Raw genomic sequence first — 22,811 nt, 5'->3', positions numbered from 1 at the left:
GAATTGCCATTTCCGGCTTTAAAAAAGCATGAATAAGAAAATCGTATAAAAAGTATTTTTTTAAAAACTTTAATTGCATCAAAAACTTCCTAACCACCCTATCAAAATATTTTTAGATCATTTTCTAGACTGTAAAATTAATATGGATTTGTCTAAATCATTTTGGTTGATATGACTAAAAACCAACTGTACGTTTAGAGGCACCTTGTAAATCAAAAATAACGTCATCAATTAAGCTATCAATCTGACGTGTATCTCGGTGATGTGCCGTAGTAATTAAATGAGCCATATTTCCCGAGGTTGCCAGATAATGCTTTTTCCAGATGTGTTCAGAAGGACACGGAAATACCACAGTGATTGAATTCGGATTCCGCCAAGCAGGAATGCCCACTGCTTGAAAGCGATCAACTGCGTACTGGGCCATTTTTAGGCAATGTTGAATTCTCTGTCGTCTTTGTAAATTAGTTTGGCTACGTATTGCCGCCCACATCAACAAGACAGTATGGCCATTGCGAGAACCACTAATGGTTTGATCACGTGTAGAGATATAGTCTACATCTACTGATATACGCTCTACATTTTGGCGTTTGGCCACAACAATGCCACACGGAATCGGTGAGCCAATCATTTTATGACCAGACACACAAATCGAGTCGATGCCATGAGCAAAGGAAAACGCTTGAGGATGATCAACAAAAGGTAAAATCATGCCACTTAAGGCAGCATCGGCATGAATATAATAATCTCGGCGCATGATTCCGATTTGCGCTAAGCGCTCTTGAATCATTTCAATATCATCAATTGCGCCCGTCATGGTCGTGCCAATATTTGCAAAAATAATGGGGTGACTTTCTTTATTGATTTTTATTTTATGGATTAAATCATCATAGTCGATTTCACCATTATCTAATGATTCAATCACACAAGATTTCATCTGCAATAATTTGGCGATTTTTCCCACCGAATAGTGCGTATCTTTTGAGTAATATAATGTGGAATCTGGAAATAGCTCACGCGCCAGATAGCAGCCAAACATATTACCTTCTGTGCCACCATTGGTTACATATCCCCAGCTTTCTTCAAAGGGAATTTGAAAAATTTCGGCAAAATACGCCATCACATCTTTTTCAAAATCAAAAGAATTCAATGCGTAATTGCTATAGTCTTTCCAATCACCACAATTATTAATAGAGAATTTGAAAAAACGAAATAAAGCGGAATAATCAAAATCTGCAGATTCAGGATACCCAATATTGAAGTATTGATGTTTTAAACAGTAATTCCAGAATGTCTCTATTTTCTCTTGATCAGCAGGCGATAAAATCATTTTTTGCTCCGTTAATATGACGATTACAAGTCGTCTAAGGAGTCGCTATCAAAGATATAAATTTTATGTAAAATTTAGCGACCAGGATTTGTCGTATGCCTTATGATGGCAACCCTCTACCCTGCAATCCGTTGCCGTGCATCAACCAATGACCACCAATTTGATAAAGTGGGTGTGCGTCCTAATTCCTCAAAACTAATATTGATTCCCTGTGCTTTGAGTTCCGAAGAAAACTGCATAATTCGTAATGAGTCCAATCCATAAAGAATCAGGTTTTCTTCTGGATCTAATTCATCTTCTTCAATAAGCTGCTGGACCTTTTGTTCTAACCAAGGTCGTGTAATGCCTGTTGCTACCTGCCCCACTACAGATTCGGTATCAATGACTTGACCGCAACGTGAAGACACATATTTCAAAGCTAAGCGATGTTCTTCTTCTGAAAAATCGGCAACTGCATCCCCAACCAGAAAGGATTGTATGTCACTCATAAAGGCTTCAATTGCCGTAACCATACAACCGATATGGGCATAGACACCGCCAATAATGAGCTGATCACGATTCCAGCTTTGCATTCTTTCAAGCAAATCCGAACGTTTAAACGCGCTATAACGCCATTTCGTTAAGACAATGTCATGTTCAGCAGGAGAAAGTTGATCAATAATTTTTTGCTGATCGATTGTTGAGGCTGGCAAACCCGGTCCCCACATCGCATTCAGTAATGCGCGATCTGCCTCTGGTTGCTCATAAGGCTGTGCTGTATAAACAACAGGAACATTGTTCTGATGTGCCCAAGTTCTTAGTTGAACTAAATGATTAACAACCGTTTTAATTAATTCACTTTCAGCATCGTAAAAATTTAAAAAGTAGCGTTGCATATCATGAATTAACAAAACTGCTCGAGAAGGATCTAACTGCCAGTCTGTTTTATTATTTGGATAACTCTCTCGTTTGGGCATGAGATAAGTAGAAATTTTTGAAATAGCCATATGCTGCTCAATATTTATTAAGATGTTGTAGATGTATTTAAAATGCTGCGAAGTTGTTTTTTGTCCACCTTACCGACTGCAGTCAGTGGCAAACTTTCGATTAATTTGATCTGATCTGGAAGTTTGTATTGTGCAATACCCAATTCCATGAGATGGCGTCTGAGCACAACAGCTTTAAGTTCAGGATTCCGAGAAACAATAAAAGCACAACTCTTTTCACCGAATTGTTCATCAACAATTGCGACCAAAGCTGCGTGCATAACTTCTGGATGCAAAAGAATAAGTTTTTCTATTTCTTCCGAAGCAATCTTTTCACCACCACGATTAATCTGGTCTTTAATTCTTCCTACTACACGTAAATTACCATCCGAAGTACGCTGTACGAGATCGCCCGAATAGTAATAGTTGTCCTCATCAAAGACCTGTGAATTATGTTCAGGGCTTTGGTAATAACCACAAAAGGTATAAGGTCCCCGAGTCGCAAGCATTCCTATTTCACCTTCCGGGACTTCCCTATACTGCTCATCTACAATTTTGATTTCATCATCAGAACTGATAGGACGCCCTTGTGTCGTAAATATTTGCTCATCGGAGTCATCTAGTCTGGTGTAATTGACCAAGCCTTCGGCCATTCCAAATACTTGTTGTAATTTACAATTGAGGACTTCAGGAACTTGACGGGCTAAAGATTCAGGGAAACTTGCACCACCTACTTGAAGCAACTCTAAAGACTGAATTTGATCTTTATATTGAGCTGCTTTTTCTAGCCACATAATGACAGCACTCGGCACTAAAGATGCCATATTGACTTGATGTCTTTGAATAATAGAGAAGCAATTGAGCGGTTCAGGATTTGGTGCCATCACAACACATCCACCTGCATGTAAAACGCCTAATCCACCGGGTGAACTCAACATAAAGTTATGGGGAGCTGGTAGAGCGCACAATAACCGGGTATTTGAGTTTAAACCGCAAATCTCGGCACTGGCCCGCACACTATAGTCATAGTCATTATGCGTTCGTGGAATAAGTTTTGGTGTTCCCGTACTTCCACCTGACAATTGAAAGAAAGCAACTTCATCAGCAGGTGTAGATGAAAAATCGACTAAGGTCTTTGCTGGTGTTTCAATCCAGTCTAATAGTCCGAAATCGGTAGCTTGATGATTGAGCATCAAAATAATTTCAGGACTTAAATTTACTTCATGAAGTGAGTCAATAAATTGATTATTGCTAAAGACTTCATGCTGACGCGAACCAATTAAAAGCTTAGGTTGAATCTGTTTAATAAAGGCATTTAGTTCATATTGGCGATGGCTATATAGCGCATTGAGCACAACCACGCCTGCCTTAAGCAAGGCAAAAAAGACAATATAAAACTCTGCAACATTGGGAAGCTGTACTAAAGCTGTATCACCCTTGCCCAAGCCTTTTTCAGCTAGTCGAGAAGCTAAATTTGTTGATAGCTGGTCCAGCCCAATATAACTCAACTGACGCTCACCACAAATAATTGCCGGCGAATGCGGGTGCAATTGAACCCCTACCGTTAAAATGCGCGTCAAAGGTTGGTCAATCCAATAACCTTTATTTCGATAGTGTTGCGCTCTCTCTGGAGACCAGCGAACAAACTCAATCAACTGTTTTTTCATGACATTCTAAATATTCAATTTAATTTAATGTTTATCAAGCTATTGATTCTTCGTAAATTTTCTTACATATCGGCATAAATATTTAATTTGAATACCGACAAAAGAAAATTCTTAAGACGGACAAGCTATATATTCACAGCAAAATTGGAAATGATTAACAAATGCAACTGGTAATCATTTTCATTTGTTTGTATGATGCTGAAACAAGATTAATTTGTCAACCGAGTTATCGTTCAATGTGTGAATTAACTTCGATGCAAGCGGCCTGCTGGTTTGGTCGCTCTGGCAACGCAACTTTAGGTGGGGTTGCTGCCCACCTCTATGCAGAATTTGACGGTCAATTTATTGATCTACAAAAATTACATTTAGCACTTCAACGACTTTATAAAGAACACTCTATTTTGAGGTTAAGTTTGAGTGCCGATGGCATCGCAAACATCATGGCTGAGAAGGCTCAACAGATATTAGAAGTCGATGATTTTTCAAAGTTTAGTGATCATCAAATTGAGCAAATGCTCATGCAAAAACGTGAGCAATGGACCCATCAAAAACTTGATTTAAGTCAGGGTCAAACTGCAAGATTTTCTGTAAGTGTTCTTAAAAATAATATTTTCCGTTTTCATGTAGATACGGACATGATTGCTATAGATCCGTCCAGTTTTTTGAACTTGATGGAAGATCTTTCTTTGTTTTATGAAGACCCAGAAATATCATTCTCCCGTCCGCCTAATTTTTTTGACTGGTATCAAAAAATACGGACGGACCCTGACCTAAAAAAATTAAACCAACGAGACCGCTTATGGTGGAAACAACGTCTGCCTTATATTAGCCCTGCTCCGTCTCTACCTTTCATTAATCAAGAATTTAAAACAGCAAAAAGTGATCGTTTAAGTACTTGGTTATCGCCAAAAGAACGAACAGCATTACAACAACTTGCTAGAGAACAACACATTACTGTAACCAACCTAATATTGGGTTTATTTGCGTATACGCTTGGTCATGCAACCAAAGATCACAGCTTCCGATTAAATATTCCTACTTTTTGGCGCGAACCGGTTTTAAAAAATGTCGAAGGCTCTATTGGTGATTTTGCTAATTTAGTCATCCTTGATGTCGATATGAATGAGACAACTACCTTAGCCGCATTCTGCAAACAAATAGCAAATCAAATGCTTGAGTTATTAGAGCATTCACATTATTCGGGTGTTAATGTTCTACGTGACCTGTCCCGTTATCATGGTAGTGCACAGATTGCTCCCGTGGTATTTACAGCGGCACTCGACTTAGAAAATGATAATTTGCTTTCTGAGCGTGTCCGCCGTGTTTTTGGCTCAATGAATTGGGTCATTTCACAAGGGCCGCAAGTTGCACTTGATGCACAAGTTGCTCATGTAGATGACGGTATTTTAGTTAATTGGGACATCCGTTTAGATGCTCTACCCAAAGAATGGATCACGAATTTATTTGAATCTTTCATTCATTTACTTAAAAATCTTGCCGCACATCCTGAGCAACTGAATACACAAATTATAAGCCCAACACAAAATACCTCGTCAGATCGTACGTCTCAAAAATCATTAAATGCATTACAGCAAGCCTACCTATTAGGCCGAACTCAAGCCCTTCCTTTAGGTGGTGTTGCCATGCAAGAGTTTAGGCAGTATCACGGCAAAATGGATATTGTCTTATTAAGACAACGATTGACAGAAATGGTACGGCGGCATGACAGCTTAAGAACCTATATTGATAAAAATAGGTTCGTACAACATGTAAGCGATCAAGTGAGTGTCAATTTAAAAGAAATAGACCTAACTACATGGGAACCTGAACGTGCATCTCACCACATCCAGTCCTATAAAAATAGTTATACGCATGAGCTATTTGATTTAAAACAATCGCCTTGGAATATCACTGTATTTTTATTAAAAAATAATCTACTAACGATTTTTGTCCGCTTTGATGCATTAATTTTAGATGGCCGATCTATAGCTTCACTTATGTTAGAACTATTCGATGGACAACAACACGATATCCAAACGCAAATAGAAGAAAATGAAGCTGAAAATAGCTTGTCTGTTCATCAGGAAGATATGGCTTACTGGGAAAGAAAATTTTCTAAATTATCTAACATTCCTGCGCTTCCTTGGAAAACACCCTTACAACATTTACCGACTTCACGTTACCAACGTAATAGTCTGGTTATAGAGAAAGTTCAATTTAAACAGTTGTCTAAAATTGGCGCAAAACATTCACTGTTTAAAAACTCAATCATCATGGCGATTATTTTGGAAGTGCTATCTCATTGGAACACTGACAAATCTCTATGCGTTGCTGTTCCAACACTTCCCCTCTATGCCGGACCATTTTCCAATAGCTCTACGTTTATTGCTGTTGAGTGGAAAACTTCAGATCAATTTGCTGAACAAGCAAACCGTTTGCAAACTGAAGTTTTAGAGGGTTTACAGCATCTTTCATTTTCAGGCGTTGATCTCGCTCGACTATTATTTGAAAAAGTTGGCACTGCTCCTGTATTACCGATTGTAATTACAAATGGTTTGTCATGGCCTGTACTATCTGAATCTCATTCTATTCAGCAACTAGATGGCCTTACTCAGACGCCTCAAGTTGCAATTGATATTCGCTTTAGCACAAGAAATGACGGCGCTTTGATTTTCGATATTGATTATGCCCAAGAAGCATTTCCACCTTACATGATTGAAGATTTCTTGAATGCACTACAATTAGCAATCAAGCAAATTATTAGTTCAGAAATATTCTGTTTTGATCTCAGCAATTTTTTCAGTGAGCTTCAAAATAAACGACCATATTTCAAGAATAATGAGTCCGGTCATTCATCTATAGCACTTGATAATAATGCTAAACAGCAAAATCAACTACTCGACATTTATTTAGAAGTGATAGGCCACACGCCAAATAAGGAAGTGGACAACTCAACTCATTTTACTCATCTCGGGCTACGTCCACATCATTTAAAGGTCGTTTCAAAACGTATCAATGAAACATACGCGATTCAGCTGTCACCTGTTCAACTTATTCAATGTCGCAATATTGCTGATGTAGAGAAACTACTAACACTACATTAATTCGTATTTTGAACTTTCATCATTTTGGAAACAGATAAAGTATAAACATGAAAAAAATAGATATTACCGGAATTGGTATTGGGCCATTCAACTTAGGTTTAGCTGCTCTTTTGTCTCATCATCCCGAAATCAAAAGCGTATTTTTAGAACGCAAACCAGAATTTCGATGGCATGAAGGGTTGCTATTGCAAGGTACGACATTACAAGTTCCTTTCTTTGCCGACTTGGTTACTATGGCCAACCCTTGCCATCCCTTAAGCTATATTAATTATTTACATCAACATGATCGCTTACATCAGTTTTATTATTACGACAGTTTTTTAATTCCACGCCGTGAATACGACCATTATTGCCGTTGGGCTTCAAAACAATTGCCGGATTGTCGATTTGGAGAAAACGTAAGTCATGTGGAATATGACGCCAAGCTCGATAAATTTATTATAGAAAGTGAATCAGCCTCGGGGGAAAAACAAAAATATATAAGCCAAAATCTGGCGATTGGCATTGGAACAAAACCCCGAATTCCTGAATGGCTAGAAACATGCAAACACCCTTTGGTAAAACATTCAGCGGAGTTTGCAAAAATTCAGGAACAACTCAAGCAATGTAAACAGGTCACGGTTATTGGTTCGGGCCAAAGTGCAGCAGAATGCGTACTTGCTTTATTTAATTCACTTACACCAGAACAAGTAAAAGCAGGTGCATCTATTCGTTGGATCACACGTTCTGCCGGCTTTCACCCAATGGAATATTCTAAACTTGGGCAAGAATGTTTTACCCCTGCATATATGCAATATTTCCAAAGCCTGCCTAGAGATAAACGCCGCGATATTGCTGCTAGTCAGGGCCTGATCTATAAAGGCATTAGTTTCTCAACCATTGGTGATATATATGATGTGCTTTATGAGCGTTCAGTGGCAGGTGAGAAATCCGGTTTAAGCTTATACACAAGCTGTGAGGTTGAATCGGTTGAAGAACTTGAATCGGGTTCTCTGCATTTAACCTGTTTGCATACTCAACTCGATCAACGTTGCGAACTAGAAACTGATGCCCTTGTCGCAGCTACAGGCTATGTTCATGATTGGCCTGAATGGTTCCAAAATATGAAAGGTTCTATTTTAGCTGTTGATGATAAAAATGATTGTATTGTTCAAGAAGACTTTACGGCTTTACGTTGTGATCAAGGACAAGGTCGAATTTTCATTCAAAATGCCGAGATTTTTCAGCAAGGCGTTGGTTCTCCAGATTTAGGAATCGGAGCAACCCGAAACTCAGTGATTATTAATCAATTACTGGGGCGTAATGCTTATCGAATTCCTAAACAGTCTTCTTTCCAGCACTATGGTTTACCAAAATAAAATATGAATATTATAAAAAAACCCGCGATTGCGGGTTTTTTTATTCGGTTGAAGATTACAACAAATTAAAAGTCATATGATACAGATAGCATATACGTTCTTGGTGCGCCTAGAGCCAAATTCGATAGTTTAGGCATTCCCCAATAGGCTTTATTCGTCAAGTTATTGATGTCTGCTCTAAAAGTAATAGGATGATTTGAGATTGAAGTTTTATATCGTGCACCGACATCAATCAGCGTACGGCCAGGAATATGCAATGTATTTTCTTGATCGATATACTGTTTCGAAACTGCGGTTGCATTGCTAGATAAAGTTAAAACGCCTTGTGCAACTTCACTATCCCATTCAACACCTAATTTCCCTTGTGTTTTAGGGACACCTACGGCCATATTTCCTTCATTGCTTTGGATGGCTGTTTTAGTCACTTCAGGTTCAATATAAGATGCACCGCCCATCAAACGTACATTTTCAATTGGTGAGCCAAAGAAACTCCATTCAATTCCTCGATTACGTTGCTCTCCCCCAGACGTATATATATTAGTTGCTAAATCAGTGTAAGCACTTGGTTTTTTGATTTCAAACAATGATAAGGTATGCGCAAATGTACCTTGATCAAACTTCACCCCAAATTCTGTTTGCTTTGTTTTGTAAGGTGCAAATATTGTTGGATAGTTTGCCGCAGTAAGGGGGGCTGCATCACCTTTGGTTAAGCCCTCGATATAGTTTGCATAAATCGAAACTTTATCTGTCGCTTTAAATAGAATTGCAGCGCCTGGTGTCGTTGCATTCTTTTTATATTTAGTCAAAGTCGATGTCGGCACAAATAAATTACTACTTTCTACCTTTTGATAACGTACACCTAAAGTTAACTGTAAGCGATCTTCAATAAAAGATAGGGTATCTGCAAAACCGTAACTATTTAATTGCAATTCAGAATTAGATATTAGAGGCGCATTAAAAGGGACAGCTTTCCCCCAAATTGGATCATAAAGATTAGTCGGCCATTCAGCTCCTGCCACATTTCTTACCCCATAATCATCTTGATTATGTTTGTAATATGTCGCATTGACTACCCATTGATGTCCTACTGCTCCGGTATTAAATTTTCCTTTCAGCCCTACATCTGCCGACTTTTTTTCAACATTAAATGCCAGTTGACCAATATTTGTTTGGAGGGTTCCATTATTATCTAAAACTGTTGCTGACATCGCACCATTATATTTATATTCTGTTTTACTTTGTCCATAGGTTGCGTACCCCATCACGTTATTGGTCAGATCATATTCACCGCGTATCATGGCGCCCTTGTCTTTAATGTCCACAAAAGACCAATCTGGATTGAGTAAAGTCTCAGGTTTAGGTGGTTTCGGAATCGCGATATTTTTTCCGAGGTTGATGCCTCGTGTTACGCCATCCACTCGATCTTTGGATGTGTAAAGATCTGTCGAAACACGTGCACGATCACCATGCCAATCCATTCCTAATGAAAATAACTCAGTTTTCAAATCCTGTTTTTCTACTGGTCCAGAGCCATCCCGATATACCGCATTTGCTCGCACACCGAATTCTTTGTCAGCACCAAATCGTCGCCCAAGATCTAAATGCCCACCAAACTGAGAGTCAGACATATATGTCGTAGTCAAACGTGTTAATGGTTCATCCGTTGCACGTTTGGTAGTGAGGTCAACTGTCCCACCAATGGAACCTGTTGGTGGCATTCCATTGAGTAATGCAGAAGGACCTTTAAGTACATTTATTTTTTCAAACATTTCAGGTGAAGTTCGATAATAAGGGGTTATACCAAACAATCCATTCATAGACATATCACTCGGGCTCGACTCAAAGCCACGAATATAATAGTTTTCACTCCAGCCACCACTTGCCGCATTGGTGAACACGGATGGATCTGTTTTCGCAATCACACTTGTTATATCTTTTGCCTGTTTATCGGCGATATATGTATCCGTATAGGCAATGGTATTAAACGGGGTTTCCATAGCGGTTTTATTACCTAAAAAGCCAACTGAGCTTTTCGACGAAACTTGCCCACCTGCATAAGTATCGTCTTGTTCAGCTTTTACAGTAATTGCTGGTAAAGCTGCTACATTTGTTTGAGCAGCTTGTTGTTGTTCTAAAGTTTTTGTTGAATTATCAATAACAGCAGCATAGGTATTTGATGCACATAGAACAAATACAGTGCCTAATGCATAGCCTAATCGAAGGGCCATTTGTGCAGAGGCAATACCATTTAGTACAAAAGAACGGTAATTAATTCTTTGATCATTCCCACTTTTAAAATTACGGTTATCGCTAACGTTGTTCATTGAAAGACCTTTAATGTTGTGATTCATTTTTTATTAACTATCTGCTTAAAATACAAAGCAAAATAGTGAAAACTTATGCTGTAAAATTTGATTAAGTGATGTGCCTAAAAATTTATTGATAGCCTTTTTTCACATCTTCCATCACTATTTTGAGTGAGGTTGGGCTTGCAGCCGTGGTGTACCACGCATCTGCATCGACAAAAATGACACGACCGTTTTTCCACGCTTTGGTTTGACGTAATAATGGATTTTCAACACTGGCAGCATTAATTTTTGAGCGATGTTCCATCACAGCAGTTCGGTCCACGATATAGAGAATATCGGGGTCCGCTTTTTTGATGAATTCACTCGAAATTGGTTGCCCGTGTAGACTTGTATCCACCACACCACTTGCAGGCTTTACCCCAAAAGCATTAAAAATAAAGCCATAGCGTGACTGAATACCAAAATTACTAAATGCCCCATTGTTATGAAGAACGACTAACGCTCTTTCTGGGCGATTGGCCGTTACAGCTTGTACTTGCTTCACCTGTTCATCGAGTTCAGAAACTTTCTGGCGGGCTAAATCTTCTTTATTAAATATTTTTCCCAAGGTCATCATATGGTCTTTAACCAGACCAATATGATTACTCTCACTATTGTTGAAGTTAATATCGTAGTGAATGGTCGGGGCAATTTTTGACAGTTCCTGATACTGATTAACGTGTAATGGCGTCATCAAAATCAAGTCTGGTTTTAATGCATATATCCGTTCCATATTGGGTTGTACAATTGCACCCAAATCCTGAATTTGTGCATCTTTTTTATATTTTTCCAAAAAGTGTGGAACATAATCTTTTGGCATTCCCATAATCGGGACATTCAGTTGATCTAGAAAGTCAGCTTCATTCATATCAAGAACGGCAACGCGTTGCGGTAGATGATCTATCACCGTAGTTCCAAGCGCATGTTTCACCGTAATCGGTTCTGCTAACTTCTGAGAAGCTTCAGTGGTATCTGCAACTTTTTGATCACATGCTTGTAGAGTGACAGCTGCCGCTATGATGAGGGCTACTCCCCCATACTTTTTCTTCCAGTTCATATGTATTCAAGCTCCAGATGAGTTGAAGTAATTACACATACAGCCACGCTCACTGTATGTAATTTCAAAATCAAGCTCGTACAGATCATTTAATTGCGCCTCTGTAATCACTTGTTCGGTTAACCCACTGAAATGAAGCTTGCCGTTCTTCAGCGCGACAATATGGTCCGAATAATTCGTGGCAAAATTGATGTCATGAATGACTAAAATCACAGTGCGCCCTTGTTCATCACATAAGCGCCTGAGTGCGCGCATAATTTGAACGGCATGTTTCATATCAAGGTTATTTAAGGGTTCATCTAATAAAAGTACGTCTGTTTGCTGTGCGATCGTCATCGCCAAAAAGGCCATTTGCCTTTGACCACCACTAATTTCATCGATGTAAGATTTGCGCAACGGCTCTAAAGAAAGAAATTCAATAGCTTCATCAACCACCTGACGATCTTGCTCGGTTAAAACACCACGGCTATAGGGAAAGCGTCCAAATGAAACTAGCTCTTCTACGGTTAAGCGCAAATTAAAGCCAGGTGCTTGACGTAAAGTCGCGACATGCTTGGCGTAAACAGCGGTTTTAATATCCGCAATATTTTGATGATTAAGAAAAATCTCGCCTTTATCCGGCTCAATTAAACGTGCCATCATCATGAGCAAAGTCGATTTTCCGGCTCCATTTGGACCAATGAGTGACGTCACCTGACCTGTAGGAAATTCAACATTTACGTCAGTCAGTATTGGCTTATTTCCATATGACTTATTGATATTCTTGACATGAATCATGCGACACCTCGGGTACGAACCGTCAGCGCTAGGAAATAAATGCCACATACCAGATTGACCAAAATGCTGACGGTCGTTTTGTAATTAAAAACGTGCTCAACTAAAATTTGAGCAGCAATAAATATGGCAATCGTGATGGCACAACCCATGGGCAGCGTTAATTTATGCTTATAACTTCTTGCTAGTGCATAAGTAATGTTGGCAATGAATACGCCCATAAATACTGTCGGGCCAATCAGGCTGGTAGATACCGCAACCAAAATAGCGATCAGGGCTAAATAGAAACTGACATAGCGGTGATGATGAATGCCTAATGAAATGGCTTGCTCACGCCCTAAAACCAGAACATCCAGAACAGGGAGTGCTTTTCTACCAAGGAATAGAACAATGACTACGGCTACACTGGCATAAAATAAAGTTTCTGGTTGAGAGCGATTAAACGAAGCATAGCTAAGGCCTTGGAAAACAGAAAATTCACCAGGGTTAATTTTGAGTTGAATAAATTGAGTAACCGTCCCGACGACCATCGTAAGGACTAATCCTAAAAGCAACAGGAGAAAGACATCATTTCTACCATATGGTAATAACCACTTATGGATTACCCACGAATAAAGCAGCATTAAAACGATTGAGATAAAGAAATTACCATTTACCCCTAACTGACTTAGTCCATGCGTTCCCCAAAAGAACAACAACAAAACTTGCCATAAGAGATAAATCGCTTCATAACCCATAATTGAGGGAGTCAAAATACGATTACCGACCAATGTCTGAAAAACAATCGAGGAAAAAGCAACACAAATACCGGCTATCACAATCGTGGCAAGACGCAGAAGTCGATTAGGAATGACGTAATCAAAATCTAACCCTGAGTTTAAAAATAAAAAACATACGGCTAGGCAGATAACAATCAGATAAATCGTCCATAGCTTTGTAATACTCATTATCTGAACTCCCTCAAAATGAGGATGAGGAAAATAATTCCCCCCACACCACCTGCGGTAAGTCCGATTGGCACTTCAAATGGATAAATAATAGAACGACCAAGAATGTCGCAAATCAGTAATAGAGATGCCCCACCCAAAGCCACAATCGGCAAGGTTTTAGCTAAGTTTTCTCCGTATTTCAGTGCGACCAAATTGGGGACCACGAGCCCCACAAAAGGAATGGCACCAACCGTAATTACTGTGGTCGAAACTGTAATGGCAACCAGTATTAAACCAATGGCGGCTATAGCTGCATAACTAAGTCCCAAGCTAGAAGCCATCTCTTCACCCATACCAATCACGGTAAAGCGATGTGCGAAAAGATAAGTCAGGACAACAATCGGAAAAATAATGTAAATAACTTCATAGTGACCTTGGACAATTTTTGAAAAATCTCCTAAAAGCCACCCTTGCATACTTTGTAAAATATTAAAGCGATAGGCATAAAACTCAGCTAAGGCACTCAGTACACTGCCGTACATCAAGCCAATAACCGGTACTAAAACCGTATTTCTAAAACGGATCCGGCGGATAATTGCGATATAAATTAAGCTAGCAATAAAACAAAAAATGATCGCAAATATCATCTTACTCAGCGTGCTAGTTACCGGTACTAAAGTTAACGACACTAAAATTCCCAGTTTGGCAGCATCTAAACCGCCCGACGTTTCCGGTTCAACAAACTTGTTACGCACAATGTGCTGCAAGATGACACCACATACCGCCAACCCGATACCGGTGAGCACAATGGTAATTAAACGAGGGATACGGCTAGCTGTAAGAGTGAGCCAACTCTCATGAGAAAAAGAAAATAAGGTAGACCACTGTATTTGCTCAGCCCCGAGCAATAACGAACAAATACATAAAATGATAAAAATAAAAAATAAGCTAAATCGCATCAGTGGCGTGCCCCACTTGAGCGCAATAAAGCCAATGCAAATTGCAAATTTAGTCCCATCAAACCAAAGCGAGGGAAAATTTGTTCAACATTTGATGGGCTTATTAACCTTTCATGATTGAATATTCTCATGAAAATTCCTCAATTTTATCGAGACAACAAAATAAGTTCCTTTTGAATAGGCCCAATTACAGCCCAATTCTTAGGATCGTTTTTTTCATCTTTAAATTATTTTTTGCCGAACCAATTTCGAATTAAATGAATATTAATCAATCACTTATTATCTATTTTCTATTTTAAAAATTCGTCATTCTCAATTGGCATCATTTTATTGCAAATAATAATCTTGATGTAAATGAGAATCAATTATAGTATGTTTAAAGGTAAAATGTAACCCTACTGTTACATCAGTACAGTTCATGTGGACATCAACTCATTAGAAAAAGGTCAATTTTTGCAAACAAGCAAATCTATAACATTATGAATTATATGAAATTTAATCTAATGTAAAAATTTGCGAAATAAAAATTGATGAAAATAGCCATTTGATAAACCAGGATTCATTTATGTTGGAACAATTTTCCAAATCGCCCTCTCTCCTTTCGGTTACTGATTACGAAGAACATATCTGGATGTTGCAACTACAGCAGCCTGAACAAGTTAATCGACGATTTAATCTGTGGAAAGTTAACCAAGGTTTAGACATTCAACTGCTGATTAAAGCAATTCAAGACATTATTAAAACTACACCTGACTTAAATGTCCGCTATACATTTAGTGACGAAGGCGATTTATACAAATATCCTTTTGATGACCATTCAGCTTGCCTAGAATTTAAAAAGAGCAATACAGAACAAGTATTTGAGCAGGTAGCTACCTTAAAAGCGCAATCATGGAATGCAGAATTTCATCCCCCTTTTTTTACAAGTCTCTTAGAAACTGAACAAGACTATTTTCTTATTTTAGCGCTCCACCCGATTCTTGATGAAAGCTATCAAAAGTCAGATTTCATTCAGGCCATACAAAATAGATATCAACAATATTCAACCAATAATATGCCATTGGTACTGACGGAAATTGATATCTCACATCATCTAGATACAAGTTTCGCAAAAGCGCCACAACAACCTAACCAAACTTATGTTTCAGAAATTATTTTAGAAGAGTTCCAAAATACTCTCGCTGAACCAAAAATGAGCCAACATGATGACTTTTTTGATTTTGGCGGCCATTCACTCTTAGCAACACGAATTATTGGAAATTTGCTCAATAAACATGGAATTGAGATTCAATTTAATGATTTCTTTAAATCTCCATCTGCTGCTGACTTAGCCCAATACGCTTTCGTTAAATCTGCAAAAACTGAAAAAACCACCTTACAAAGTGTCGATAAAGCCCCGCTTACTTTAGCTCAAGATTTCCTGTGGCAAGCTTATTCTGCGTTCGATTTTAGCCCAATTTACAACTTGCCATTTGCCGTAGAATTCCTTGAAGAAATTAATGAAGATATTTTCTTGCAAGCCTTTACAGATATTGTTGAGCGCCATGCAGGTTTACGCACAATTTTTAATAGCGCCAATGGTCAAACCTATCAACAGGTGGTTCCTACATCTGAACTTCAACAATTCAAATGGTTTTGGAACAGTGCCGAAAGTAAAGATGCAACACTTGCCAGTGAAGCTTCATATAAATTTGATTTAACCCGTGAACTTCCCTTAAGAATTCGTTTAATTCGAAATGCTAAAGGCCGACAAACGCTATCATTCTTAGTTCACCACATGGTGATTGATGAATGGTCTTTAAATACGATTATGGCTGACCTTGCGCATGCTTATCTTGCTCGCTCAAATGCTCAAGCACCGAACTGGAAGGCACCTGCCCAATCTATTCTTGATTTTTCTTTACTCCAGCAAAAGCAAGGCATCAATCAAGACCATCTAAATTATTGGACTAACCTGCTAACAGGGGCAACTAAAGGTCTAAGCCTCCCTATTTCGCAAAATGAATTAAATGCTGAAAAGGAAAAACCTCCAGTCCAATGGCTCGAACTTAAATTTGCATCAGAAATGCATGACAAGCTCCTCGCATTTTCGAGACAACACAGCTCTTCTATTTTCGCGGTTCTCTATACTGCAATCGCCAATGCGTTACAGCAACAAGGTAATTTAAAAGATATTGTGATTGGTACTTCTGCTTCTGGACGAACTGATCCCGAGTTTTTTGATACGGTGGGTTACTTTACGACAATGGTTGCGCATCGCACACAATTTAGCCCATCAGATTCATTCCAATCATTGCTCCACAATATCAGCACAATGATTAATACCTCGATGGCCTATGCAGATATTCCAATCAATCATATTCAAAATGCATTAGGTATGAGCGCCGATGAAGGACTATTATTTGATGTGTTTGTTCATATACATTCAAGTAATGCTTTAAACGGCGCGCTCAAAACACCTCAGGGACAAGACCTTCGTTATCGTCAGATTTTGCCTGAACGTGATGAATCGATGTTCGGATTACATTTTGAAATTATGGAAAATGTGATTGATGAACAACATCAGTTAAGCATGATTATTACTTATCAAGCCCACCGCTTCCCGACTGCAACAGTGCAAAGTATCTGTGAAAAAATTAAGGCAACCTTAGCTCAAATCTAGTTGCCCTAAAACCAATCATGTGCTTAAAAGCAAACATCTCAACTCCGCTTTTAAGCACATTTCAATTTTCTATTTTATTTGCTGCTCTACTTTATTCACCACATCCTGAATTGTTTTGCAGCTAATGAGTGTATAAAAATCAATTTCTGTATTGAGCTTTTGAGAGAGTTTCTGAGCAATACTCATGAGTTGTTTCGGACGAACTCCTATCGCTAATATTTCACTTCTATAAAAAATATCCATTCTTTCAGCTTGGCTGTCAGCTATGCATTCACGGAAAACCGATAAGACCGAATCTCCCACCCCAGCGACTGATGACTGTGTTTTAGTGGAATTTGTAGCCAACGTAGAAGATACATAAATTTTCCCCTGAGCGATTTCTTGCACAGCTTTACGATCAATTTTTCCATTTCGGGTCAAAGGTATTGTTTCGATGCTCAAATATTTCGAAGGAATATGTGAACTTGGCAAATGCACTTTTAAAAAGTTCTTTAATTCGGGGCTATTTAAGCGAGTAGTTTTGTATTTATTTTCTAAGGTGTAAACGGCGACTAGCTCTTGAGTTTCAGTCGTTGGGTGTACACAACTTACTACGACACAGTTATGAATATACGGGTTCTTCGTTAAAGCATTTTCAACCTCGGCCGCAGAGATTCTCACGCCTTTTATTTTTAAATAACCTTCCTCACGTCCAGCAAAAATAATATTTCCATCTTCCCTAAAATATCCTTGATCACTCATGCGAAAAGCAGTTTGAGTTTCATTTTCACTCACTTGAATTTCAACGAAATCTTTATAATAAATCTCCCCATCAAGTAAATAACCATTTGATAAATTCAGGCCGGTCATATACATCGTACCGACCTCGCCCATTTGGCAAGGTTTTAGATTTTCATCCAAAATATAATAACGGTTATTTTCTAAAGCTTTTCCATACGGAATAATTTCCTGATCTTGCTCATTTATTTCATGCCATATACTCCAAATTGTGGTCTCGGTAGGTCCACCTAATGAAAATAAACGAGCGTTAGGCAATTGTTCTCTTAACTTCGAGATGAGTGAAGGTTTGATATAGTCGCCGCCTTGGGCAATTAAACGCAAAGACTGTAGTTGTTCTTTTTGAGCTACACTGAACAGCATATCGACAATAGCAGGCACACTGCTCCAAAGCGTAACCTTGTAACGATCTACTAAATTAGCCCAGACAACAGCATTTTTACTTTGCTCAAAGGATGGCACCACCAAAGTTGCGCCCACTGCCATTGAAGCAAATACATCAAATACCGACATATCATGATGAAACGGTGTTACCGCCATAATCACATCGTCAGCAGTAATTCCCCATTCCGAGATCGTTTGTTGTAGCGTGTTTTCAGTGGCTTGATTATTTAGGACCACACATTTCGGAGTCCCTGTACTTCCCGAAGTATATAAATAATATGCCGGAAGTCGGTTAATTTCGGCATTAAAGCTCGGTTTATACTCAGTTGTAGCCGATAAAATTTCATTAATATTTAGGTTTTGAACACCTGCAATGGATGAGTCACTCACCACAACATCTGCCCGACTATTCGTCAATAAATAGTTCAGTCTTGACGGCGGAGAATCCATATCTACAGGTAACCAAATGATGCCAGTAAGCGCACATGCCAAAGCGGTATAAATATGCTCAGGACTTTTTCTCAAGCAAATTGCAACCACAGACCCTGTCGCCAAATCTTGCATTTTTAGCGCATACATGACTTTGGCGACCTGAGTCCCTACCTCAGCATAACTAATGCTACGGTCTTCAAAAATAAGTGCTGTTCGATTGGAATTTTGATCAAAAATATTTTCATAAATTTGCTTTAAGAAATTTTCTACGTTGTTATTTTTATCATTCATTTGCCCTAAATTTTGACTCAAATCTTTTAGCATTTATGTTGGTCCTCACCCTATTCTTTATGCAATACCACCCCACCTAATATTCAAAACAAAGTTATAAAAATGTCGTCTTTATCGCTGTTTGTTCGAATAATAGATATCCCAGCACAATAATACAAATGATAATCATTTACAATTAATATTGTGAGAAATATCAATTTTCCCCCTTTAAAAGCCATTTATGAAAAATTATAAATATCAAAACAATAAGATAATTTTTAACCTTAGGTCTAATCGTTTAGAGGTCTATATTTAGATCTAAAAACCACAATTAATAATGATTATTATTTACATCTAGAGCCAACTTGGTTATCGTAATGAATAGAGAGACTACATCTATATCAATTATTACGCTCTATAGTAATCATGAAGCTTGGGTTATATGTATGACAAAAATTGCAGAAAAATCGAAACAAGAATATGGCGACTTACTAAAAGAAAAAGACCATTTACAAGATATGGAACAGCTTGAGATGACTATCGTCTCGATCCATACGCCGTATCCGTCCATTGTAAGAATTCAAGGAAAAATCAACACATTACAGCCAGAGCTTTGGCAAGCTCCTAATTTGGCAATTCGGTTAATTGTGAGCAATCCGCCAGAGGGGCAACCCATCTCACGCGTCTATACGGTCCGTTCCTTCAATCCTGTAAACGCTCAAATCGAAATTGATTTTGTTAAACATGAAGATTTAAGCCCAGCAATGGAATGGCTTAATTCGGCTCAAGTGGGTACAAAAATCGGGCTTATTGGCCCCCGCCCTCATTTCATTCCCAATTTCATACATAAAAAACATGTGGTCATGTTTGCCGACGATACGGCTGTACCCGCGTTATATTCGATACTGAATGAATGGGAAAATGGCGTAAGTGCGGATATTTTTATTGAAAGTTTTGAAAAAGATATTGCTAGCCAATTACCCCGTCATGACCATGTCAAAATTCATTCGTTCCATAAAGAACATCACAGGCCACAAAAAGGTCTTCTTTTAAAAGCAGCATTTGCGCTAAAAACTTATGACAATATTACGATTTGGGCGGCTTGTGAACGCAAAGAAGCCAGAGCTTTACGCCAGTTTTTTTTAGAAGACAAACAGTTTAATAAAAATGACGTGCGTATTGCTGGCTATTGGAGAGATGGCGTATCAAGTTCAGAACTAGACATATTACGTGCTCAACATTATCAAAAACATATTCAGCAAGGTAAGACGTTGAATGAATATGATGACCTTGATCTAGCGAATTAAGATCAGCAATCATTTGAATAAAACCTGCTTTGTGCAGGTTTTTTTTATGGGTCAACATACATCTATAAATATAAAGCTATACGACCATATCAATTATGCAACGACATGTTGCAGTTAACCTATTTTTTAGCCCCACATAGAACATTACTATATTTCTCAAGAGATAAATAAAAATTTGGGAGATTAGATCATGAATGCTTATCTACATCGTAGTGAAGATCGAGGGCATGTAAAAGCAGGCTGGTTAGAGTCTTATCATAGCTTTTCATTTGGTAGTTGGTATGACCCTAAATATATGGGTGTAAGCGCTCTACGTGTAATTAATGACGACCAGATTGATGCGCATAATGGTTTTGGTACGCACTCCCATGACAACATGGAAATCTTAACTTGTGTGCTAGATGGTGCAATTTCACATCGCGACACGATGGGAAATGAAGGCCAGATTAAAGCGGGTGAATGGCAACTCATGAGTGCCGGCACAGGTGTTGCCCACAGTGAAATCAACAACACTGACACGCCTGTACATTTACTACAAATCTGGATTATTCCTGATGAAAGAGATGCAGAGCCAAATTATCAGCAAATTAATCTTGACCCGCGTAAAGATCCAAACAAATGGCATTTAATTGCAGGGCCTGATGCAAATGCACCAATGCATATTCGCCAAAATGCAGAAGTAAAATCTGCCGTATTGGAAAAAGGACATGAATTAACGGTTGATACGGTTAAAAAAGTGAACTATGTGCACGTGATTTCAGGTGTAGTTCGCATTGGCGATCAAGAAGTTAAAGCAGGAGATGCTTTAGTTTTTGAAGATAAAGCGACAATTCACGCAATTGAAGACAGTCAATTTATCTGGTTCGATTTACCTTAAATCATAAAAAAAAGCCCTTTGCATAAAAGGGCTTTTTTTAATCTCCCCCGCCACCGCCGCCATCACATCCGCCTGAATCTGAAGATGATGAACAGTCATTTGAGTAACTAGAGCTATGATGATGACTCGGACTATTATCGTGAAAATGATGTGTTGTAGCAGATGAATGATCATGCTCACCAGATGGTGAGTAATTTTTTAAATTTCTGAGTAGTGCGATTAAACAAATGAGTCCAATACTAGAAAAAATGACTATGAATATAATAATAAATAACTTCAAATAACGACCTCCTAGATCAAGCTATAGAGATGCTTGTTGTGTTCCCATTTATTATATGAGTCATGTTTAATAAACAAGTTGTTTTTTTGATAAATAAAATTTGCATTAAACCAACCCCGCCAAAAAACAATCCAACAGCATTTCCCGCTCGATTGCCACATCCGAGCTTAAAAGTTGAATGATTGCACCCTCAATCATATATAAAAATAATTTGGCATCCTGAAAAGTCGCATCGTTTTTAAGTGTTCTAAGCTGGCTATAAATTTCATTGATGAGCCACGTTCTATATCTCACTGCGGTGATATAGGCTTTTGGATAGATGAGTTTCGTTTCAAAAATTGCTTTAAATAATAAATAGTACGGCCCTTCTACATCGCTATGTAAGAAATAAAGTTTCTTAAGTTTATTCTTCACGTTTGTACTTTGATCGTACTCAACCATTGAAACTACTTTTTCTTTTAAGCGTTCTTTTTGCACGATCAAACAGATTTCAATAAATCGCTCTTTTGAATGAAAGAAGTTATAAAAAGTCGCTTTTGGAATTTGAGACTCTTTCACGATTCGATCGATGCCCACGGTATGAAATCCGTGATGGTGAAACAAATGAATCGATGTATTAATGATTTGGATCGCACGTGTTGAGAGAACTAAATTTGGCATATTTTTACCGTTATAAATTCTTGTTGTTTCTAAACGAGATACTTTTTTGGGAGAAAAAAAGGCACAGCAAAGCCGTAAGACTGTGCTTGGCACATCTCAAGTTTTATAGTTAATGCAAGTTTTTTGAGCCGTAATGACTTAAAGCCTGAAAACCCTAAAGGGCATCAAGCTGCTTTAAATGTTTATGTTGTGTCGTTATAGCTTTTGGCAAAGGCTGCCAAGAAATTATGAATATGCAAAGCCAACTCCTTTTTATTGGGAGTTCTGCCGACATGAATAGAATTATGGTGGCAGAACGAAAGGGGGTTAGCAGACTGGCCGAAAAAACCCAGCACACCCGAAGGTGTCCCCCTCCCGTTCCACCGTAGAGGGGGCACGAGGGTTCGTCACTAAAAGAATTAACTTTTAATGCTTTTCGGAACGGTCTGCTAAAACCGACTGGCAATGTGGCCAGCAGGCAAAGGATAGTGCTCTGCCCTTTAGCAGTCAAGCACACAAAATGACATTTGTTTTAAATTAGATCATTAAAAGTAAGGATAAATAATGAGATAGTTATTGTTAAAGAAGGGTTTATAAAGATGGGGGTTTTAGAGATATTAAGAAATACAAATGTGATTTTAGCTTTCAGCATCTGTTCTTTGTTGTGTTTTATATACAGTTCTTAGATATTATAG

The 22,811-nt window shown here is 38.3% G+C and carries 17 protein-coding genes; 5 read left to right on the top strand and 12 right to left on the bottom strand.

Features of this window, described 5'->3' with window-relative positions; genetic code table 11:
* Nucleotides 1-175: 175 nt before the first annotated feature.
* The 3 genes from basG to basE form a co-directional block, all read right to left on the bottom strand.
* The gene (gene basG, locus ACYU0V_RS05425) at nt 176-1,327 is read right to left on the bottom strand and encodes an acinetobactin biosynthesis histidine decarboxylase BasG (protein WP_322976318.1); all 1,152 of its coding nucleotides are present in this window, start codon (nt 1,325-1,327) and stop codon (nt 176-178) included.
* Between the two features lie 116 nt (nt 1,328-1,443).
* Nucleotides 1,444-2,313, bottom strand: coding sequence for an acinetobactin biosynthesis bifunctional isochorismatase/aryl carrier protein BasF (gene basF, locus ACYU0V_RS05420; RefSeq protein WP_347740661.1), 870 nt, complete (start codon nt 2,311-2,313; stop codon nt 1,444-1,446).
* Between the two features lie 17 nt (nt 2,314-2,330).
* A complete protein-coding gene (gene basE / locus ACYU0V_RS05415; protein ID WP_461849320.1) occupies nt 2,331-3,959 on the bottom strand; it encodes a (2,3-dihydroxybenzoyl)adenylate synthase BasE in 1,629 nt (542 codons plus the stop codon).
* Nucleotides 3,960-4,120: 161 nt separating this feature from the next.
* Here basE and basD point away from each other — a divergent pair, with 161 nt between their 5' ends.
* Both basD and basC read left to right on the top strand, forming a co-directional pair.
* Nucleotides 4,121-7,063 carry an acinetobactin non-ribosomal peptide synthetase subunit BasD gene (gene basD / locus ACYU0V_RS05410; RefSeq protein ID WP_461849318.1) on the top strand — a complete coding sequence of 981 codons (2,943 nt, stop codon included), beginning with the start codon at nt 4,121-4,123 and terminating at the stop codon, nt 7,061-7,063.
* Between the two features lie 47 nt (nt 7,064-7,110).
* Nucleotides 7,111-8,421 (top strand): putative histamine N-monooxygenase, encoded by a 1,311-nt coding sequence (gene basC, locus ACYU0V_RS05405; RefSeq protein ID WP_461849316.1) that lies wholly within the window; start codon nt 7,111-7,113, stop codon nt 8,419-8,421.
* Between the two features lie 65 nt (nt 8,422-8,486).
* Here basC and bauA read toward each other — a convergent pair whose 3' ends face one another.
* The 6 genes from bauA to ACYU0V_RS05375 form a co-directional block, all read right to left on the bottom strand.
* Complete coding sequence (bauA, locus tag ACYU0V_RS05400; RefSeq protein ID WP_461849315.1) at nt 8,487-10,772, bottom strand: TonB-dependent siderophore receptor BauA; 2,286 nt, start codon at nt 10,770-10,772, stop codon at nt 8,487-8,489.
* An 85-nt stretch (nt 10,773-10,857) separates the two neighbouring features.
* Entirely contained in the window at nt 10,858-11,826 is a 969-nt protein-coding gene (gene bauB, locus ACYU0V_RS05395) for a siderophore-binding periplasmic lipoprotein BauB (RefSeq protein WP_461849314.1), read from the bottom strand.
* 6 nt (nt 11,827-11,832) lie between these two features.
* Nucleotides 11,833-12,603, bottom strand: coding sequence for a ferric acinetobactin ABC transporter ATP-binding protein BauE (gene bauE / locus ACYU0V_RS05390; protein WP_000582117.1), 771 nt, complete (start codon nt 12,601-12,603; stop codon nt 11,833-11,835).
* Complete coding sequence (bauC, locus tag ACYU0V_RS05385) at nt 12,600-13,547, bottom strand: ferric acinetobactin ABC transporter permease subunit BauC (RefSeq protein ID WP_461849311.1); 948 nt, start codon at nt 13,545-13,547, stop codon at nt 12,600-12,602. The genes bauE and bauC overlap by 4 nt, the downstream gene beginning before the upstream one ends.
* On the bottom strand, nt 13,547-14,488 hold the full coding sequence (bauD, locus tag ACYU0V_RS05380; RefSeq protein WP_461849310.1) for a ferric acinetobactin ABC transporter permease subunit BauD: 942 nt from the start codon (nt 14,486-14,488) through the stop codon (nt 13,547-13,549). The genes bauC and bauD overlap by 1 nt, the downstream gene beginning before the upstream one ends.
* Nucleotides 14,488-14,619, bottom strand: a complete 132-nt coding sequence (locus ACYU0V_RS05375; RefSeq protein ID WP_255787958.1) for a hypothetical protein — start codon at nt 14,617-14,619, stop codon at nt 14,488-14,490. Before ACYU0V_RS05375 ends, bauD begins: the two co-directional genes overlap by 1 nt.
* Before the next feature lie 500 nt (nt 14,620-15,119).
* On the opposite strand from ACYU0V_RS05375, the gene basB reads away from it, so the two are divergent.
* On the top strand, nt 15,120-17,150 hold the full coding sequence (gene basB / locus ACYU0V_RS05370; protein ID WP_461849910.1) for an acinetobactin non-ribosomal peptide synthetase subunit BasB: 2,031 nt from the start codon (nt 15,120-15,122) through the stop codon (nt 17,148-17,150).
* A gap of 69 nt (nt 17,151-17,219) precedes the next feature.
* Here basB and ACYU0V_RS05365 read toward each other — a convergent pair whose 3' ends face one another.
* On the bottom strand, nt 17,220-19,067 hold the full coding sequence (locus ACYU0V_RS05365) for an AMP-binding protein (protein WP_461849309.1): 1,848 nt from the start codon (nt 19,065-19,067) through the stop codon (nt 17,220-17,222).
* A gap of 392 nt (nt 19,068-19,459) precedes the next feature.
* Between ACYU0V_RS05365 and ACYU0V_RS05360 the strand changes: the two genes are divergently transcribed.
* Together ACYU0V_RS05360 and ACYU0V_RS05355 are read left to right on the top strand one after the other, a co-directional pair.
* Nucleotides 19,460-20,320: a siderophore-interacting protein gene (locus ACYU0V_RS05360; protein ID WP_410560094.1), complete on the top strand. Its 861-nt coding sequence runs from the start codon at nt 19,460-19,462 to the stop codon at nt 20,318-20,320.
* Between the two features lie 190 nt (nt 20,321-20,510).
* On the top strand, nt 20,511-21,197 hold the full coding sequence (locus ACYU0V_RS05355) for a pirin family protein (RefSeq protein ID WP_002118840.1): 687 nt from the start codon (nt 20,511-20,513) through the stop codon (nt 21,195-21,197).
* Between the two features lie 37 nt (nt 21,198-21,234).
* Here the strand turns inward: ACYU0V_RS05355 and ACYU0V_RS05350 are convergent, their stop codons facing one another.
* On the bottom strand, nt 21,235-21,477 hold the full coding sequence (locus ACYU0V_RS05350; RefSeq protein ID WP_081312812.1) for a hypothetical protein: 243 nt from the start codon (nt 21,475-21,477) through the stop codon (nt 21,235-21,237).
* 105 nt (nt 21,478-21,582) lie between these two features.
* Complete coding sequence (locus tag ACYU0V_RS05345; RefSeq protein ID WP_461849307.1) at nt 21,583-22,137, bottom strand: TetR/AcrR family transcriptional regulator; 555 nt, start codon at nt 22,135-22,137, stop codon at nt 21,583-21,585.
* Between the last annotated feature and the right edge of the window lie 674 nt (nt 22,138-22,811).

Source organism: Acinetobacter sp. X9 (genome assembly GCF_054889255.1).
This window is presented reverse-complemented; position numbering and strand designations above follow the sequence as displayed.

Excerpts from the sequence above, each read along its gene's own strand:
- basG (WP_322976318.1), bottom strand. The coding sequence starts at position 1,327 with ATGATTTTATCGCCTGCTGATCAAGAGAAAATAGAGACATTCTGGAAT.
- bauD (WP_461849310.1), bottom strand. The coding sequence starts at position 14,488 with ATGCGATTTAGCTTATTTTTTATTTTTATCATTTTATGTATTTGTTCG.
- basF (WP_347740661.1), bottom strand. The coding sequence starts at position 2,313 with ATGGCTATTTCAAAAATTTCTACTTATCTCATGCCCAAACGAGAGAGT.
- ACYU0V_RS05375 (WP_255787958.1), bottom strand. The coding sequence starts at position 14,619 with ATGAGAATATTCAATCATGAAAGGTTAATAAGCCCATCAAATGTTGAA.
- ACYU0V_RS05345 (WP_461849307.1), bottom strand. The coding sequence starts at position 22,137 with ATGCCAAATTTAGTTCTCTCAACACGTGCGATCCAAATCATTAATACA.
- basD (WP_461849318.1), top strand. The coding sequence starts at position 4,121 with ATGCAACTGGTAATCATTTTCATTTGTTTGTATGATGCTGAAACAAGA.
- bauA (WP_461849315.1), bottom strand. The coding sequence starts at position 10,772 with ATGAATCACAACATTAAAGGTCTTTCAATGAACAACGTTAGCGATAAC.
- ACYU0V_RS05355 (WP_002118840.1), top strand. The coding sequence starts at position 20,511 with ATGAATGCTTATCTACATCGTAGTGAAGATCGAGGGCATGTAAAAGCA.
- bauC (WP_461849311.1), bottom strand. The coding sequence starts at position 13,547 with ATGAGTATTACAAAGCTATGGACGATTTATCTGATTGTTATCTGCCTA.
- bauB (WP_461849314.1), bottom strand. The coding sequence starts at position 11,826 with ATGAACTGGAAGAAAAAGTATGGGGGAGTAGCCCTCATCATAGCGGCA.
- basE (WP_461849320.1), bottom strand. The coding sequence starts at position 3,959 with ATGAAAAAACAGTTGATTGAGTTTGTTCGCTGGTCTCCAGAGAGAGCG.
- bauE (WP_000582117.1), bottom strand. The coding sequence starts at position 12,603 with ATGATTCATGTCAAGAATATCAATAAGTCATATGGAAATAAGCCAATA.
- ACYU0V_RS05365 (WP_461849309.1), bottom strand. The coding sequence starts at position 19,067 with ATGCTAAAAGATTTGAGTCAAAATTTAGGGCAAATGAATGATAAAAAT.
- basC (WP_461849316.1), top strand. The coding sequence starts at position 7,111 with ATGAAAAAAATAGATATTACCGGAATTGGTATTGGGCCATTCAACTTA.
- basB (WP_461849910.1), top strand. The coding sequence starts at position 15,120 with ATGTTGCAACTACAGCAGCCTGAACAAGTTAATCGACGATTTAATCTG.
- ACYU0V_RS05360 (WP_410560094.1), top strand. The coding sequence starts at position 19,460 with ATGACAAAAATTGCAGAAAAATCGAAACAAGAATATGGCGACTTACTA.